13 protein-coding genes are annotated in these 13,843 nt (G+C 51.5%); 5 read left to right on the plus strand and 8 right to left on the minus strand.

The window, feature by feature from the left end; genetic code table 11:
- The first annotated feature begins 183 nt into the window (after window positions 1-183).
- Window positions 184-846: a peptide-methionine (S)-S-oxide reductase MsrA gene (msrA, locus tag IMCC21906_RS07435; protein WP_047011640.1), complete on the plus strand. Its 663-nt coding sequence runs from the start codon at window positions 184-186 to the stop codon at window positions 844-846.
- A 29-nt stretch (window positions 847-875) separates the two neighbouring features.
- Here the strand turns inward: msrA and IMCC21906_RS07440 are convergent, their stop codons facing one another.
- The 6 genes from IMCC21906_RS07440 to IMCC21906_RS07465 are packed head-to-tail and all read right to left on the minus strand — an operon-like array spanning window position 876 to window position 7,533.
- Entirely contained in the window at window positions 876-1,685 is an 810-nt protein-coding gene (locus tag IMCC21906_RS07440; RefSeq protein ID WP_047011641.1) for a symmetrical bis(5'-nucleosyl)-tetraphosphatase, read from the minus strand.
- A gap of 10 nt (window positions 1,686-1,695) precedes the next feature.
- The gene (gene apaG / locus IMCC21906_RS07445) at window positions 1,696-2,073 is read right to left on the minus strand and encodes a Co2+/Mg2+ efflux protein ApaG (protein WP_047011642.1); all 378 of its coding nucleotides are present in this window, start codon (window positions 2,071-2,073) and stop codon (window positions 1,696-1,698) included.
- A gap of 37 nt (window positions 2,074-2,110) precedes the next feature.
- Entirely contained in the window at window positions 2,111-2,893 is a 783-nt protein-coding gene (gene rsmA, locus IMCC21906_RS07450; protein ID WP_047011643.1) for a 16S rRNA (adenine(1518)-N(6)/adenine(1519)-N(6))-dimethyltransferase RsmA, read from the minus strand.
- Entirely contained in the window at window positions 2,893-3,888 is a 996-nt protein-coding gene (pdxA, locus tag IMCC21906_RS07455; protein WP_047011644.1) for a 4-hydroxythreonine-4-phosphate dehydrogenase PdxA, read from the minus strand. Before pdxA ends, rsmA begins: the two co-directional genes overlap by 1 nt.
- The gene (locus IMCC21906_RS07460; protein WP_052763430.1) at window positions 3,888-5,150 is read right to left on the minus strand and encodes a peptidylprolyl isomerase; all 1,263 of its coding nucleotides are present in this window, start codon (window positions 5,148-5,150) and stop codon (window positions 3,888-3,890) included. The genes pdxA and IMCC21906_RS07460 overlap by 1 nt, the downstream gene beginning before the upstream one ends.
- Window positions 5,143-7,533 carry an LPS-assembly protein LptD gene (locus IMCC21906_RS07465; protein WP_197085973.1) on the minus strand — a complete coding sequence of 797 codons (2,391 nt, stop codon included), beginning with the start codon at window positions 7,531-7,533 and terminating at the stop codon, window positions 5,143-5,145. Before IMCC21906_RS07465 ends, IMCC21906_RS07460 begins: the two co-directional genes overlap by 8 nt.
- Before the next feature lie 118 nt (window positions 7,534-7,651).
- On the opposite strand from IMCC21906_RS07465, the gene IMCC21906_RS07470 reads away from it, so the two are divergent.
- The 4 genes from IMCC21906_RS07470 to IMCC21906_RS07485 all read left to right on the plus strand — a co-directional run bounded on the left by IMCC21906_RS07470 (window position 7,652) and on the right by IMCC21906_RS07485 (window position 10,846).
- Window positions 7,652-8,704: an aminoglycoside phosphotransferase family protein gene (locus IMCC21906_RS07470; RefSeq protein ID WP_082117399.1), complete on the plus strand. Its 1,053-nt coding sequence runs from the start codon at window positions 7,652-7,654 to the stop codon at window positions 8,702-8,704.
- Window positions 8,705-8,709: 5 nt separating this feature from the next.
- A complete protein-coding gene (murU, locus tag IMCC21906_RS07475; RefSeq protein ID WP_369795838.1) occupies window positions 8,710-9,375 on the plus strand; it encodes an N-acetylmuramate alpha-1-phosphate uridylyltransferase MurU in 666 nt (221 codons plus the stop codon).
- A gap of 110 nt (window positions 9,376-9,485) precedes the next feature.
- The gene (rpe, locus tag IMCC21906_RS07480; protein ID WP_047011647.1) at window positions 9,486-10,154 is read left to right on the plus strand and encodes a ribulose-phosphate 3-epimerase; all 669 of its coding nucleotides are present in this window, start codon (window positions 9,486-9,488) and stop codon (window positions 10,152-10,154) included.
- Entirely contained in the window at window positions 10,151-10,846 is a 696-nt protein-coding gene (locus tag IMCC21906_RS07485) for a phosphoglycolate phosphatase (protein ID WP_047011648.1), read from the plus strand. The genes rpe and IMCC21906_RS07485 overlap by 4 nt, the downstream gene beginning before the upstream one ends.
- Window positions 10,847-10,903: 57 nt before the next feature.
- On the opposite strand, the gene IMCC21906_RS07490 is transcribed toward IMCC21906_RS07485, so the two are convergent.
- Together IMCC21906_RS07490 and IMCC21906_RS07495 are read right to left on the minus strand one after the other, a co-directional pair.
- Complete coding sequence (locus IMCC21906_RS07490) at window positions 10,904-13,072, minus strand: TonB-dependent receptor (protein WP_047011649.1); 2,169 nt, start codon at window positions 13,070-13,072, stop codon at window positions 10,904-10,906.
- Between the two features lie 184 nt (window positions 13,073-13,256).
- Window positions 13,257-13,838: a DUF488 family protein gene (locus IMCC21906_RS07495; RefSeq protein WP_047011650.1), complete on the minus strand. Its 582-nt coding sequence runs from the start codon at window positions 13,836-13,838 to the stop codon at window positions 13,257-13,259.
- Window positions 13,839-13,843: the final 5 nt, after the last annotated feature.

Below are 13,843 nucleotides of genomic sequence, written 5' to 3' on the forward strand. Positions count from 1 at the left end.
TAGTTAAAAAAATGCCCCGGAATTTTACTTATAAACTAAGGACTTATGTATAGCAGCTAGACTTGCCTGGCAATGCCAAAGCATTGTCAGGGGCTGGTATAAAGGTAGCGTAACAGGGCATATTAGACGGCAGCCAAATGACAATGTCCGTTTCGTAGACCCCATATTTTCAGGAGCCTCACTATGAGTATATTCGATCGCTATGTAAAACCGGCTAAATCGTTGGTATTACCCACCGCAGAAGAGGCTCTGCCCGGACGCTCAGCCACCATGAAAGTACCCGAAAAGCATGCGGTTTTGGCGACGGCAATGGTGCCGCCATTTCCGGCGCACTGCGACCAAATTTATTTTGGCTTGGGTTGCTTTTGGGGTGCCGAGCGTTGTTTCTGGCAACTGCCGGGCGTTTATACCACCGCAGTGGGCTATTCGGCGGGACATACACCCAACCCCATTTATGAAGAAGTGTGCTCGGGCATGACGGGCCACAATGAAGTGGTGTTGGTGGTATATGATCCAGCGGTGTTGCCACTGGAAAAATTACTGGCAGTGTTTTGGGAAAGCCATAATCCTACCGAGGGAATGAGCCAAGGTAATGATGTTGGCACGCAGTACCGCAGTGGTATTTATTGCCTTGATGAGACTCAATTACAGCTAGCGAAGCAGTCTCGACAACGCTACCAGCAGGCGTTAACGCAGAGTAAACGAAAGATCGCTGAAATTACGACTGAAGTGGAAATGGCCGGGCCGTTTTATTACGCCGAACCGTACCACCAACAATATTTAGAGAAGAACCCCGGAGGCTACTGCGGCTTGGGCGGCTTGGGTATTAAATGCGAGCTTGAGTAAAAGGATGACATCGAGGGCAAGTGAAGGGCTTAGCTGCACTGCTGTTGGTAACGTTGCCGGGTTTCCATATTCAGCAGTGTCATGCAGTTACCCCACACGCAGCCACTGTCTAAGCCAATAATATCCTCCCGGCCTGTTTTGCCCTGCAAGGCCGCCCAGTGACCAAATATAATCGTTTCTTGGCGGTCGCCGGGTGCTTGCCAGTCAAACCACGCCTTGTCACCCGCTGGAAAGGCTTCGCCGTCGCCCTTGTAGGCTAAGTTCAGGCTGCCCTGTTCGTCACATAAGCGCATGCGGGTAAGATAATTTGTGATGCAGCGGAATCGCTCCATGCCCTGTAAGTCATCATGCCAACAACTCGGTTCATTGCCGTACATGGCCGCTAAAAACCCATCAAGCTGATCACTTTGCAGCACGGTTTGTATTTCTTTGCTAAGGGCGAGGGCTTTGTCACTGGACCAGATACTGGGAATGCCAGCATGAGACATTATGAAGTCACCACTGGGGTCACGGTAAACAAGGGGCAAGGTGCACAACCAGTCCATTAGCGTTTTACGGTCGGGGGCTTTTAGCAACGCTTTGAGGGTGGGGTGCCGGCCTCGGCTTGTTGCCCCCCGGGCTAGTGCTAAGGTGTGAAGGTCATGATTGCCCAGAGTGATTTTTAAACTGTCGCGAATACCATAGAGAAATCGCAGCGTGTCCAGCGAGTCTGGGCCGCGATTGACTAAATCCCCCACCAGCCATAATTCGTCTGTGCTGGGGTCAAAGTTGCACTGCTTTAATAATTTTTTTAGCGGTTTTAAACAACCTTGTAAATCCCCTACGGCAAAACGCGTCATGGCGAACGGCTCAGTGCAACGCGGAGGGTTGCGCTAAAGAAAAGACAGCAATCGGTGCAATAAAGGGACGGCCCGAGGCGCTGATCATTTCATAGCTGCCTTCCATGGTGCCCACAGCGGTATTAATGACCGCCCCGGAGGTGTAGCGAAAGGCTTCACCCGGTTCGATCAAGGGCTGCTTGCCGACGACGCCTTCACCGTGAACTTCCTGCACTTCATTGTCGCCATCGGTAATAATCCAGTGCCGATTGAGCAGGCGCACGGCTTCGTCACCGGTGTTTTGTACGGTGATGGTATAGGCAAAAGCAAAGCGCTGCTGCGCCAGATCAGATTGCTCTTTCAGGAATTCAGTTTCTACGGTAATTTCTACGGCTGTGCTCTCTGACATAGTTTTCTCGGTAGTGAATAACTTGAGGTTGCTGACTTTAGGACTGTACGCTATTCGCAATGGCGACGAAATCAGCGAGTTCAAGTCGCTCGGGGCGCAGGCCCGGATCAATGCCCAGTTTTTCCAGTGCATCGCTGCTGATTAATTCTTTAAGGTTGTTACGCAAGGTCTTGCGACGTTGATTGAAAGCGCTGCGTAACACCTGCTGTAATTTTTCGACATCCTTGGCGGGATGGGGCAAGGTTTGATGGGGAGTCAGCCTGACAATAGCTGATTGTACCTTTGGCCGGGGTGAAAAGGCCTCGGGGGGTACTTCAAATAGATTCTCTACCTGGCAGTAGTATTGGGCCATGATACTCAGTCGCCCGTAAGCCTTGCTGCCAGAGGACGCGGCCAGCCGCTCTACCACTTCTTTTTGCAGCATAAAGTGCATATCGGCAATGCCCGACTGCTGGCTGAGCAGGTGAAAAATCAAGGGTGTAGAGATGTTGTAGGGCAGGTTGCCGACAACCCGTAGTTTGTCGTCGCCAGCCAATGCCTGAATATCAAACTTGAGTGCGTCACCTTGAAATAAACGAAAATTACTCTTTGCCGCAAACTTCTCTTCTAATATTGGTAGCAGGTCTCGGTCCAGCTCTATAACGGATAGCTCGCAGCCAGATTCCAAAAGCTCTTCGGTAATGGCGCCCTGGCCGGGGCCAATCTCAAGCAGTCGCTGCTTGGGAAGTGGATGTACTGACGAAACGATACGGCGGATGATGCCTTGATCGTGGAGAAAGTTTTGTCCGAAGCGTTTTCGTGCGCGGTGCTTTTGTTCCATTAGGGTGTTATTCCTGATTGGGCACGACTCATGGCAATGGCTGTCGTGAGTGCCGCTTCAAAGCTGCCTAGGTCTGCCAGGCCTTTACCGGCCAAATCCAGTGCCGTGCCGTGGTCTACCGACGTGCGGATAATGGGCAGCCCGAGGGTGATGTTCACCGCGCGACCGAAGCCTTGATATTTAAGTACGGGTAAGCCCTGGTCGTGGTACATCGCCAATACGGCGTCACAGTTGCTGAGATATTTGGGTGTAAAGGCGGTGTCAGCGGGCAGTGGCCCGGTGATTTGCCAGCCCCGGTCTCGGAGCTGATCCAGACAGGGAATAATAATATCAATTTCTTCCCGGCCCATGTGTCCACCTTCGCCGGCATGGGGGTTGAGGCCCAGCACGATAATCTTCGGGGCGGCGATGCCAAATTGCTCTTGTAGGCTGCGATACAGTATTTCGGCGACCTCGGTGAGGTTGCCTGGAGTGATGGCAGCGGGCACAGCGCTTAAGGGCAGATGAGTGGTGACTAGGGCAACACGTAGTGATTCGGTTGCCAACATCATGACCACTTTCTCAACACCACAACGCTGAGCTAAAAATTCGGTATGGCCACTAAAGGCAATGCCCGCATCGTTGATAATCGACTTTTGAACGGGACCGGTAATTAAACCGTGACACTGCTTGCTTAGGCAGCTGTCGGTCGCTTTTTCCAGCGTGCTCAATACGTATTGGGCGTTATGCCTGTCGAGCTGACCGGGTTTCGCAGGGGCATTAAGTGGCACCGCGAGGCATTTTATGGTGCCGGGAGTGTGTTGCTGAGGCGGCGCAGCAAAATCTACCGCCTGACATTGCAGGGGTAGACTGAGCTGATGGGCACGCTGTTGCAGCAGCTCTGGGTCAGCAACCGCCACCAGCTCTGCTGGCCAAGATTGCTGTGCGAGCTTGGCGAGTAACTCTGGTCCAATGCCAGCCGGTTCGCCTGGTGTTATGGCTAGCCTTGGAATCATTAAAGTTTTTCGTCAACAAACGCTTCGCTGCGAATTTTGCGTAACCATGCTTCCAGTTCTTGATCAAACTTGCGGTCATGCAAGGCCCGGCGGGCGAGCCGTTCGCGAATTTCGTTGGTGACATCTTCCCGGCGACGCTCTTCTACTTTAATAATGTGCCAGCCAAAGTTTGATTTGACGGGAGGGCTGATATCACCCACCGCGGTGTTATCCATGGCTTTTTCAAACTCAGGTACAAGCTGGCCGGGCGTTGTCCAGCCTAGGCTGCCGCCTTCCTGGGCAGAGCCAATATCTTCAGAAAACTTTTTGGCTAACTCTGCGAAGGACTCACCTTGTTTGACGCGTTGGCGTAAATCCGCAGCCAGTTGTCGAGATTGCTCCTCATCGCGAATAGCGGAGGTTTTAAGCAAAATATGCCGAACCTTTGTTTGATCAACCAGTTCAGCAACGCCGCGGCTGGCGAGCAATTGCACCACGTGATAACCGCTGGCACTTTGCAGAGGCTCCGAGACGTCGCCATCCTGAAGGCTTGATGTCACGTCGGCAAACAAGCTGGGGAGATCTTGCTGTTTACGCCAGCCCAGGTCACTGCCTTGTACGCCATTTACATTTTCGTAACTGGCACCATTGCGCAGCGCCTTGGCTACGGCTTCTGCTTTTGCCTTTGCCTGCTTGCGCTGGGCTTCGCTGGCATCAGAGGGTACGGGAATCAGTACGTGGGCCAAGCGGTAGTCTGGTGAGGTTCTCGCTTGACCTTCCTCAGACTTGAGATAGTTATCAACTTCTTGTTCGGTGACTTGAATGCGCTGGTTGACGTTACCCGCCTGTACCCGCTGGATAATCATCTCGCGGCGAACCTGTTCCCGCAGTTCCAGATAAGAGCTGCCGTTGGAGATCAGGGCCTGGCGAAATTGTTCAAGGCTCATGTTGTTCTGAGCCGCAATGCGGGTTACCGCTTGGTTCAGCTCTTCATCGTCAATACGCAGACCTACCCGATTGGCCATTTGCAGCTGAATACTTTCCAGTATCAGCATGTCCAATATCTCTTTGCGGAGCTGGTCATCTGGCGGGGCGGTTTGGCCAGCGCGCTGGATATTGTTTTTGACGGTCTGTAGACGATTGTCCAGCTCGCTGATGAGTATTACGTCGTCATCAACAATGGCGGCAATTCTATCCAGCCACTGGACATCAGCGTTGGCAAAGGAGCTCATGATGGCCATCAGGGCAATCATTAAAACGTGGGATACGCGCATTTTATTCATCAGATTGGTAACCAAAGATACTTTCCTTAAGAGTATTGCTGACGGCTGTTCCCAAGCCACCAAGACCCTTCAATTGAAATTCCACCAGAATGGCCGAATCGCGTTCGGTGCCGCCGACGTTAGACCCTAGCACGTCGTCAGGTTCCAACGCACTTTGAAAGACTATTCGGGTCAGCCAGCAACAGTTCTGATATTCTGCGCCGACTAGGTTTTCTACCGAGCGGCTGTTTTCGAAATCGTGCTGTGTTTTTACGAAGAGCTTCCATTGATTATTAATTGGCAGGCTCAACGACGCTTCTGCCTGGCGAACGTCGGACTCCAAGCCACCAAATTGGTTGCCTTCGCGGCGAAAGGTGTAGCCAATATTAAACAACACATTGCTATCGCTGCGCAGATGGTAGCTTAGATTGCTCTGATTAATCATCCCCTGCCGTGCATCTAATAGCAGATCGGCGCTAAACCAATGATTATCTCTGGGTAAAAAGCGAACTTGAGTGGCGACGTCGGAGTTACTGCTGCGTCGCTCTTCGTCGCCGGGGAGCTGTACCCGGCCGTCGTCAAAGTAGTAAAGCTGGCCAACGCTAACGGTAAGAATTTCCCGGCCGATATCGTTGTTAATAAAACGGCTGCTGACACCCACGGCGACCTGGTCGGCGTCATCCAGCCGGTCGCGGCCCGTAAAGCGGGTGTCTCGAAACAATTGCTGATACGTGAAGGTAAGGGCTGAGCTATCGAAGTCGGGCTGGTCTCCCTGATCTTCGTATTCGGCATAGCGATAAAAAACCCGTGGCTCCAGCGTCTGAGTCCAAGACTGCTCTTGAAATTCCAACGGCCGTTCAAAATACATGCCGGCATCCACGCTCATTTGCGCGCTGCTAGCGGCGGGGTTTTCTTCGAGTCCTGCCGATTGCGCGTCTTCCAATTGATAAGCTACATGACGGGTTTTGTAGGCGGGCTCAATAAAGCCCCAACGCCAGCGCATGGGTAGGCTGACACCGGCGTCGCCATAAAACCGTTGGCCGGTGATATTGCTGCCACCCTCAGAGATGGGATCGCGGTGGGCAAAATCGGTGAATTCAAACGCGATACTGGGCTCAAGAGCAAAGTTTTTGGCGGGTGAAATGTAGTTCAAGCTGAGTTGGGGTAGCTTTTGGTAGGGGTCATCTACCGTGGCAATGGTTTGATAACGCTGCACTTCTAAGCTGCTTAGCCAGTTGTTGGCCCGGTAATGCACGGCGGCTTGCTGCTTTAAATGGGTACTGCGTTTAACCGCCAGATTGGCCAGTCCCAAGTCAGTAAAGTAATCCTCGTCACTCACTCGGGTAAAGTCTATTTCGGTGGAGACTTGGTCGTTAATAAAGCCCTGTTCTTGAACACCTAGTAGCCAGCGGTCAATATTTTCTTTTTGATCGTTGGGCAAATAGCCGGTGTTGATTTCCCATTCGCTGTAGGCATTGAGGTAGCGAAACTCGGTTTCTAAGGCCTCGCCGCGTTGCTCAATAAAGCGTGGCGCTAGCATGAGGTCGTAGTTCGGTGCCAAATTAATGTAATAGGGCATGGAAATGTCGAGGCTGCCGTCTGCTACCCCAAAGGTCGGAAACAAAAAGCCTGTCGCCCGGCGATCGTCAACGGGAAAGTTGAGATAGGGCGAGTAAAACACCGGCACGTCATAGATTCGAATGGATGTGCCCCGGGCCACGCCACGGCCGGATTCGTAATTTAATTCAATCTCGTCAGCATGTAAGGACCAGGTTTCTTTATCGGGTGTGCACTGGGTGTAGCTGGCCTTTTCGAGCACAAACGTTGTTGTGTTGGGGCGGGAGATGCGTCCGGCACTGCCTCTGGCGCCGGGCTCGTAGGCCAGTATTTCGGCCTGTTCTATTTCGCCGAGGCCGAGATTGGTGTCAATGCGTGCATATTGACCTCGCAGCAGTACGCCTGGCTGACGCAGCACCACATTGTCTCTCAGTACTACGGTGCTATTACTGCGGTCATATTGCGCGTAACCCGCATCCAGGCTGAGGCTGCCTTTACGCAGCTCTACCAGACCGCTCATGGTGGCCTTGTTTCCCAGTGACTCAATGGTATTGGCAGACACATTCAGCGGTGCTTCGATGGGCGTGCTATTCGCCCCTTCCCACTGCCTGGCGGGCTCTACAAATCGGCCTTCACAGCCGGGTTCCAGTTGACAGCGTTGGGAGTCGCTAAGATATTCATTGGGTAGCCAGTTCCAATGCTTGTAATAGGCGGGTAAGGTTTCTGGGAAATCATTTACCGTGGGCTTGGGAGCCGTTGCACAGCTCTGCGTCGGCGCAGCTTGGCCGAGAGCGAGTCCACTGGCGAGCAGCAGAGCAGAGATTATAAAGTGGCGTGACGCTGGCATGCAGTGCAAATCGTTACTAATCGCGGTGGAGCCCCCATTGGCGAAGGTGGATAATAAAGCATTCTCTGCTAGGATGCCCGCCTGTATCGCGAAAAGCTGAGAATTCCCCACCGTTATCATGAGCGCCTTGACGACTGAGTTACTGCAGTGGTGTCTGCAACAACTATCTTTATCGCCCATCCCGGCATTATCGCCTGAGCTGGCCGATGACCATTTATCTGTGGTGTCAGGTGATGCCAGTTTTCGCTGCTATTACCGCCTGCAGTTCAAGGGTGGCGGCAGTGTGATTGCCGTACACGCACCGCCAGATAAAGAAGATAACCACGCCTTTGCCAAGGTGCAGTCGCTGCTGCATAAAAACGGCGCCAGAGTGCCCGCCTTGCTAGGCTGGGATGAACCCCGGGGGTTTCTGTTACAAGAAGATTTTGGCGATCAGCTGTTGCTGCCCTTGTTAACAGGCCAGGCCGAGGCCGATCAGTATTACCATCAAGCGATGTCGTTGTTACTGCCTGTTCAGCGCATTGCCTTGGTAGAAGGGGAGTTACCCGACTACGATCAGCAGCGGCTATTGAATGAAATGGCGCTTTTTCCCCAGTGGTTTATTGAGGGGATGCTGGGCTACCCGTTAAACGATGCCGAGCAAAACCTCTTGGATGAGGTCTTCTCAATATTGACCCAGTCGGCTCTCAGCCAAGTTCAAACCTTGGTTCACCGGGATTTCCACAGTCGCAACCTAATGTGTTTGCCCGGTGGAGAACTGGGGATGATTGATTTTCAGGACGCGGTCAAAGGTCCGATTAGTTATGACCTGGTGTCATTGTTGCGGGATTGCTATGTCAGCTGGCCCCAGCAATGGGTTAGACGTTGGGCACTGGATTATCGAGATATGGCCCAACAGCAGGGCATATTGGGGCCTGTCTCCGATGCCGAATTTCTACGCAGCTTTGACTTGATGGGATTACAGCGCCATATCAAAGTGCTGGGGATTTTTGCCCGGCTCAAGCTGAGGGATGGCAAATCGGGCTACCTGAAAGATTTACCCTTGGTGATGGCCTATACCTTATCCGTCGCTGATGCCTATCCAGAACTGGCGGACTTTGCTGCGTGGTTCAAAGAAACGTTGCTGCCTTTAGCCATGGAGCAATCCTGGTATCGTGAGGTGACGCTGTGAAGGCGATGATTTTAGCGGCGGGGCTTGGCACCCGCATGCGTCCTCTCACCAATAATTGCCCCAAACCCTTGCTGAGAGCTGCGGGCAAGCCGTTGATTGATTTTCATCTTGAAAAGCTGGCTGCCGCAGGCTTTAGTGAGGTGGTCATCAATTGTTCTTGGCTGGCCGAGCAGCTTGTGGAGTATCTGGGCAGCGGTCAGCGCTATGGCTTAACAATACACTTGTCTGAAGAACACGAGCCTCTTGAAACTGCTGGTGGGGTGGTAAAGGCATTGGACAAGCTAGCCGACCAGCCTTTTTTGTTGGTCAATGGTGATGTGTGGACGGATTTTGATTTTGCGAGCTTAAAAAACCACCCGACCCAAGGTGCGCACTTAGTTTTGATCGATAATCCGCCTCACCACCCCGCAGGGGATTTTAATCTTGACGACGCGGGTTTGGTGAATGAGTCGGCCACTGGGCCGCGCTATACCTTTGCCGGAGTCAGTGTGTGGCATCCCCGTTGTTTTCAGGGCTTAGCTCAAGGTTCCCGTGCCCTTAAACCATTGATGTTAGAGGCGATGGCAGCGAGTCAACTCAGCGGTGAGGTTTATCAGGGGCATTGGTGGGATATTGGCACGCCCGAACGCTTGGCCGCACTGGATCAGTTTTTAAAAAACAATAAGCTTTAAGAAGGCGCTAGCGCCGATTTCACTCGAGCTTCTTTACACTTGGGGCTGAATCACTTGCGGCGATGCCGTAAAATAGCGGCCCTCATCAATCGCATTTTGCAGGATACATCATGGCTGATTACTGGATTGCCCCCTCAATACTGTCTGCTGACTTCGCTAAGTTGGGCGAAGAAGTCGATAATGTGCTGGAGGCTGGTGCCGACATTGTGCATTTCGATGTGATGGATAATCACTACGTGCCAAACCTTACCATTGGTCCTATGGTCTGCAAGGCCTTGCGCAAGCACGGCGTGAAAGCACCGATTGATGTGCATTTGATGGTGCAACCCGTGGATCGGCTGATTGGCGACTTTGCCGAGGCGGGGGCCAGCATTATTACTTTTCATCCCGATGCCTCTATTCATGTTGACCGCTCACTGCAGATGATCCGCGATGCGGGCTGTAAGGCTGGCCTGGTGTTGAACCCTGCCGTGAGTCCTGATGTGCTCAAATACGTGATGGATAAATTGGATATGGTCTTGTTAATGTCGGTTAACCCCGGTTTTGGCGGCCAGAGTTTTATCCCCTCGACGTTGGACAAAGTGCGGGAAGTGCGAGCTTTGATCGATGCCTCCGGACGGGATATTCGCATTGAAGTCGACGGCGGCATCTCCGCTAAGAATATCGCGGATATCGCCGCCGCTGGTGCAGATACCTTTGTGGCCGGTTCAGCTATTTTTAATAGCGATGATTATGCAACGGTGATCGAAAACATGCGCAATGAGTTAGCTCGGGTATGACACGGCTTGCCAACTTGATGGCCGGGCGTGAATTAAAAGCCCTGTTATTCGATTTGGATGGTACGTTGATCGACAGCGTGCCAGATTTGGCGGCGGCTGTGGATGCGAGTTTGGAAAAGCATCTCTATGTACCTGCTGGTGAAAAACGAATTCGCGAGTGGGTCGGTAACGGTGCCCGTAAGCTGGTGCAACGGGCATTGGCGTTTGCGCTTGAAATTGAAGAAGACCGGGTTACTGCCGGTCAAGTTGATGAACTGCTCGCGAGTTTCTTTGACTTTTATGCTGCGGCAACGTGCGAGCGTACTTGTCTTTATCCCGGTGTCTTAGACAGCTTGGAATACTGGCAGCAACAGGGCATCGCAATGGCTTGTGTAACTAATAAGCCGGAACGGTTTAGCGCGACGATTTTGGCGGGTTTGAAGTTGGATCATTATCTGCCAGTGCTAGTAGGGGGCGATACGCTACCCCAGCGTAAGCCCGATCCTGCGCCACTGTTGTTGGCCTGCGAGCGCTTAGGCGTTGCGCCTGAAAATGCCTTAATGGTGGGCGACTCTGTCAATGATGTAAAAGCCGCCAGAGCGGCTTCCATACCGGTAGCCTGTGTAAGCTATGGCTATAACCACGGTGAGCCGGTGGTAAATGCCAAGCCCGATTTAGTTGTCGATCATTTCTCCCAGTTGTTGCTGCCCTGAAAGACCAAGGCCCCGATCAATCGAAAGATCGAGGCCCAGGTCAGTGTCCCCCTTTTTTTAGAACCACACTGTCAGCTCAATACCAAATCGGCGAGGGTAGGGCACTGTGGTAAATCGGGTCATGGAGCTTGGGTCGATTTGCAAGCCGGTCGGGGTGTCGTTTTCCGTTAAGTTTTTTCCGTAAAACGCGACCTCAAACGTTTCGGATTGGCTCAAAAACGATATGCGGGCACCGAGATCCCAAAAATCATCAATTTCATACTCTGGCGCATTCGTCGCAGAAAAATGCTGTTCGGCGATATTGGTTGCATCGGCATGAAAACGTAATGACCCCAACTCGCCAAGATGACGACTGTAGTCTACGGCAATATTAAAGGTGTGCTCGGGGGCCTCAATCAGCTCGTTGCCAGAAAGATCCTCGCCATTTAAATTCAAGTCTTCATATTCACTATCCAGTAAACCCAGCCCGGCACTGATTTGTAAATTCGCGGTGGGACGATAGATAGTTTCTAGTTCCAGCCCCATTACTGACGATTCCCCAGCATTGACCAGTTGCTGTTGACCAATACCGGCAACATTCAAAAATTGCTGGTCTGAGAAGTCGTAGTAGAACAGGGAGCCGTTCAAGGTGACTTTTCTGTCCAGCCATTGGGATTTTGCCCCCAACTCGTAGGCATTGAGTTTTTCTGGATCGGCGACGGTAAGTTCATTGGCCGACGTTAAGGCGCCACCATTGATGGCGCTGCTACGGTAACCGTAAGCGTATTGGGCATAAAACATGACGTCGTGATTTTGTAGCCGTTTTTGAATGCCGAGGCGTCCGGTGGGTTCGGCGTCGTCATAGCTGACTTCGTTCTGGGGAGGAATGGTCGGGTTGACTTGAAAGTCTTCTATGCGACCCTCGTCATCGGTGTAACGCAGCCCGGCATAAATAGTGTAATCCTCGTTCAGGTCGTAGCTACCATCGGCGTAGGCCGCGTAAGATGTTCTGTGTTGGGTATAGTTTTGGTCGAGTACAACGCCACCGGGAAAGGGTTCAAAAATTCGATATACCGTATTGACGTCAACATCATCTTTAAAATAATACAGCCCGGCGATCCAGTTGAAGGCCTGGCCATCGTTGGACGAGAGGCGTAAATCCTGGCTGATCTCACGATTCTCAGCGATAAAGTCAATATGTAATACATTTTGGAAAGTGCCATCGGCATCAACCTCGTTTAGAAAGCTGCCGTCCAGGTATGAGGTAATCGAGGTGAGGGTAACGGCCCCCAAATCACGGTTTATGGTCAAGTAACCACCGTCGCCACGGACACGAATTTTGCCGCCGCGATCGGTGGCAACCTGGTCATTATCTAAAGGCTGCCCCGTGTAAGGGTTGGTGCGTGGATTGGTGCCCGCGCCGTTGGTGCCGCCGGGGCCTGTGCCGGTGTTGATGGCACCAATAGCCTGAGGGTCACTTTTGTTTTTGAAAATTCTTAAGGTCACGTCCATGGCCTCATCTTTGTAGCCAAGACTTAAACGACCTGCCTGTCGGTCAATATCCGATACGTCGGGCTGTTGGGGATTCACATTTTCGATATAACCATCAGATGAGGCACTGCTAAAGGCCAGTCGCGCACTTAACTTGTCGTCAATTAAGGGTAGCTCAGCCACCCCTTTTATCTCTCTGTAGTCGTAGGTGCCTGAACCCAAGGTAAGATAGCCCTCCCGCTCAAATTGGGGGGCTTTAGAAATAAAATTGATGGCCCCTGCGGTGGTGTTTTTTCCAAAAAGTGTCCCTTGGGGACCGCGCAATACCTCGATACGCTCAATATCAAATATTTGCGCACCGCCTAAATAAGACGCGCCTATATACACCTCGTCGTAGAACACCCCGGTAGGTGAAATGGCATTGAGGTTAAACTCAGCGGTGGAAATCCCCCGCATCGAAAATTTAGGTTGGGATTCATTACCGAGTACCGAGACGCGCAGGTTTGGGGTTTGGCGAGCAATTTCAGTACCGCTATCTATTTTGGCATTGCGTAGTGCGTCTTCACTAAGCACCGTTTCTGAAATAGGTACATCTTGTAGCCGTTGGTCACGTTTTTGAGCGGTAACGATCACCTCTTCTACTGGTGGTGAAGTGCTCGAATTTTGGGCGTTGGCATGAAAACTAAAGCTGGCAGAAAGCGCGGCGACGATAATTAACGAGGGTAAAAGCAGCGCGTCGGATGTAGAACGAGTCATAGTGATATCCCTTTACTATTGTTATTAAGACCCTTTATTTCTAGTTCAATTTATAACGATGATCAAGCTGTGAATGTCTCGTTTTTAAAAGTTTTTCGTTTTTATACCTGCACTATAGACAATTTTTGGAAGTTTAGCGGTGGGTACGGGTTTTAAAGGAGAGTTTTTAGAGGATTGCTGTGGTTTAAGCTGGTCGCCGATAGGCAAAGCGTGAACTTTGCGCTTGCCATGCCATTTTCAAGCACTCACATTCTGGCGTTAGCATATCAGGGGTAATTTCATTTTCAGTCATTAAACGTTGTTGCAAGGCTGTATGGGTTTTTATATTGCCGTCATGACAAATGTGCTGAATATCCAGCTGATGTTGGTCTAAAAGGTATTCACCAATTAACAGGCTGCGGTGGCAAATGGCGGGATCTTTTTCTGCGCAGAGCATGGCAATATTCAAGCTCTTGCCGAGTCCGGTAAGAATTCTGTTTATACCTTGCTCGAAGAGTGCGGATTTTTGCAGTCGTTCAAATTGGATCTGACCACGATTGTTATAGTGGTTGTCGTCTTTTGAGCGAGGACCAAGCTCTTCTCCTAAATAGACATAATGAATGCCTTGGGTTTTTAAACTCTGAATTAGGTTTTCTCGATGGTAGTCGTGAAACACTTTGTTGTAGGGTACGGAGCGCACATCAGCGATAGCGCTGATATTGTGCGCGCTCAGTTGTTGTAGAAAGATATCCAGATCTTTGGTGGCGTAGCCGATGGAATATAACATGGCTT

This window comes from Spongiibacter sp. IMCC21906 (assembly GCF_001010805.1).
Classification (GTDB): domain Bacteria; phylum Pseudomonadota; class Gammaproteobacteria; order Pseudomonadales; family Spongiibacteraceae; genus Spongiibacter.

What these genes read in the sequence shown, in the direction of transcription:
- IMCC21906_RS07470 (WP_082117399.1), top strand. Translation starts at nt 7,652, where the DNA reads ATGAGCGCCTTGACGACTGAGTTACTGCAGTGGTGTCTGCAACAACTA.
- msrA (WP_047011640.1), top strand. Translation starts at nt 184, where the DNA reads ATGAGTATATTCGATCGCTATGTAAAACCGGCTAAATCGTTGGTATTA.
- IMCC21906_RS07485 (WP_047011648.1), top strand. Translation starts at nt 10,151, where the DNA reads ATGACACGGCTTGCCAACTTGATGGCCGGGCGTGAATTAAAAGCCCTG.
- IMCC21906_RS07490 (WP_047011649.1), bottom strand. Translation starts at nt 13,072, where the DNA reads ATGACTCGTTCTACATCCGACGCGCTGCTTTTACCCTCGTTAATTATC.
- IMCC21906_RS07495 (WP_047011650.1), bottom strand. Translation starts at nt 13,838, where the DNA reads ATGTTATATTCCATCGGCTACGCCACCAAAGATCTGGATATCTTTCTA.
- IMCC21906_RS07460 (WP_052763430.1), bottom strand. Translation starts at nt 5,150, where the DNA reads ATGAATAAAATGCGCGTATCCCACGTTTTAATGATTGCCCTGATGGCC.
- IMCC21906_RS07440 (WP_047011641.1), bottom strand. Translation starts at nt 1,685, where the DNA reads ATGACGCGTTTTGCCGTAGGGGATTTACAAGGTTGTTTAAAACCGCTA.
- apaG (WP_047011642.1), bottom strand. Translation starts at nt 2,073, where the DNA reads ATGTCAGAGAGCACAGCCGTAGAAATTACCGTAGAAACTGAATTCCTG.
- rsmA (WP_047011643.1), bottom strand. Translation starts at nt 2,893, where the DNA reads ATGGAACAAAAGCACCGCGCACGAAAACGCTTCGGACAAAACTTTCTC.
- IMCC21906_RS07465 (WP_197085973.1), bottom strand. Translation starts at nt 7,533, where the DNA reads ATGCCAGCGTCACGCCACTTTATAATCTCTGCTCTGCTGCTCGCCAGT.
- murU (WP_369795838.1), top strand. Translation starts at nt 8,710, where the DNA reads ATGATTTTAGCGGCGGGGCTTGGCACCCGCATGCGTCCTCTCACCAAT.
- pdxA (WP_047011644.1), bottom strand. Translation starts at nt 3,888, where the DNA reads ATGATTCCAAGGCTAGCCATAACACCAGGCGAACCGGCTGGCATTGGA.
- rpe (WP_047011647.1), top strand. Translation starts at nt 9,486, where the DNA reads ATGGCTGATTACTGGATTGCCCCCTCAATACTGTCTGCTGACTTCGCT.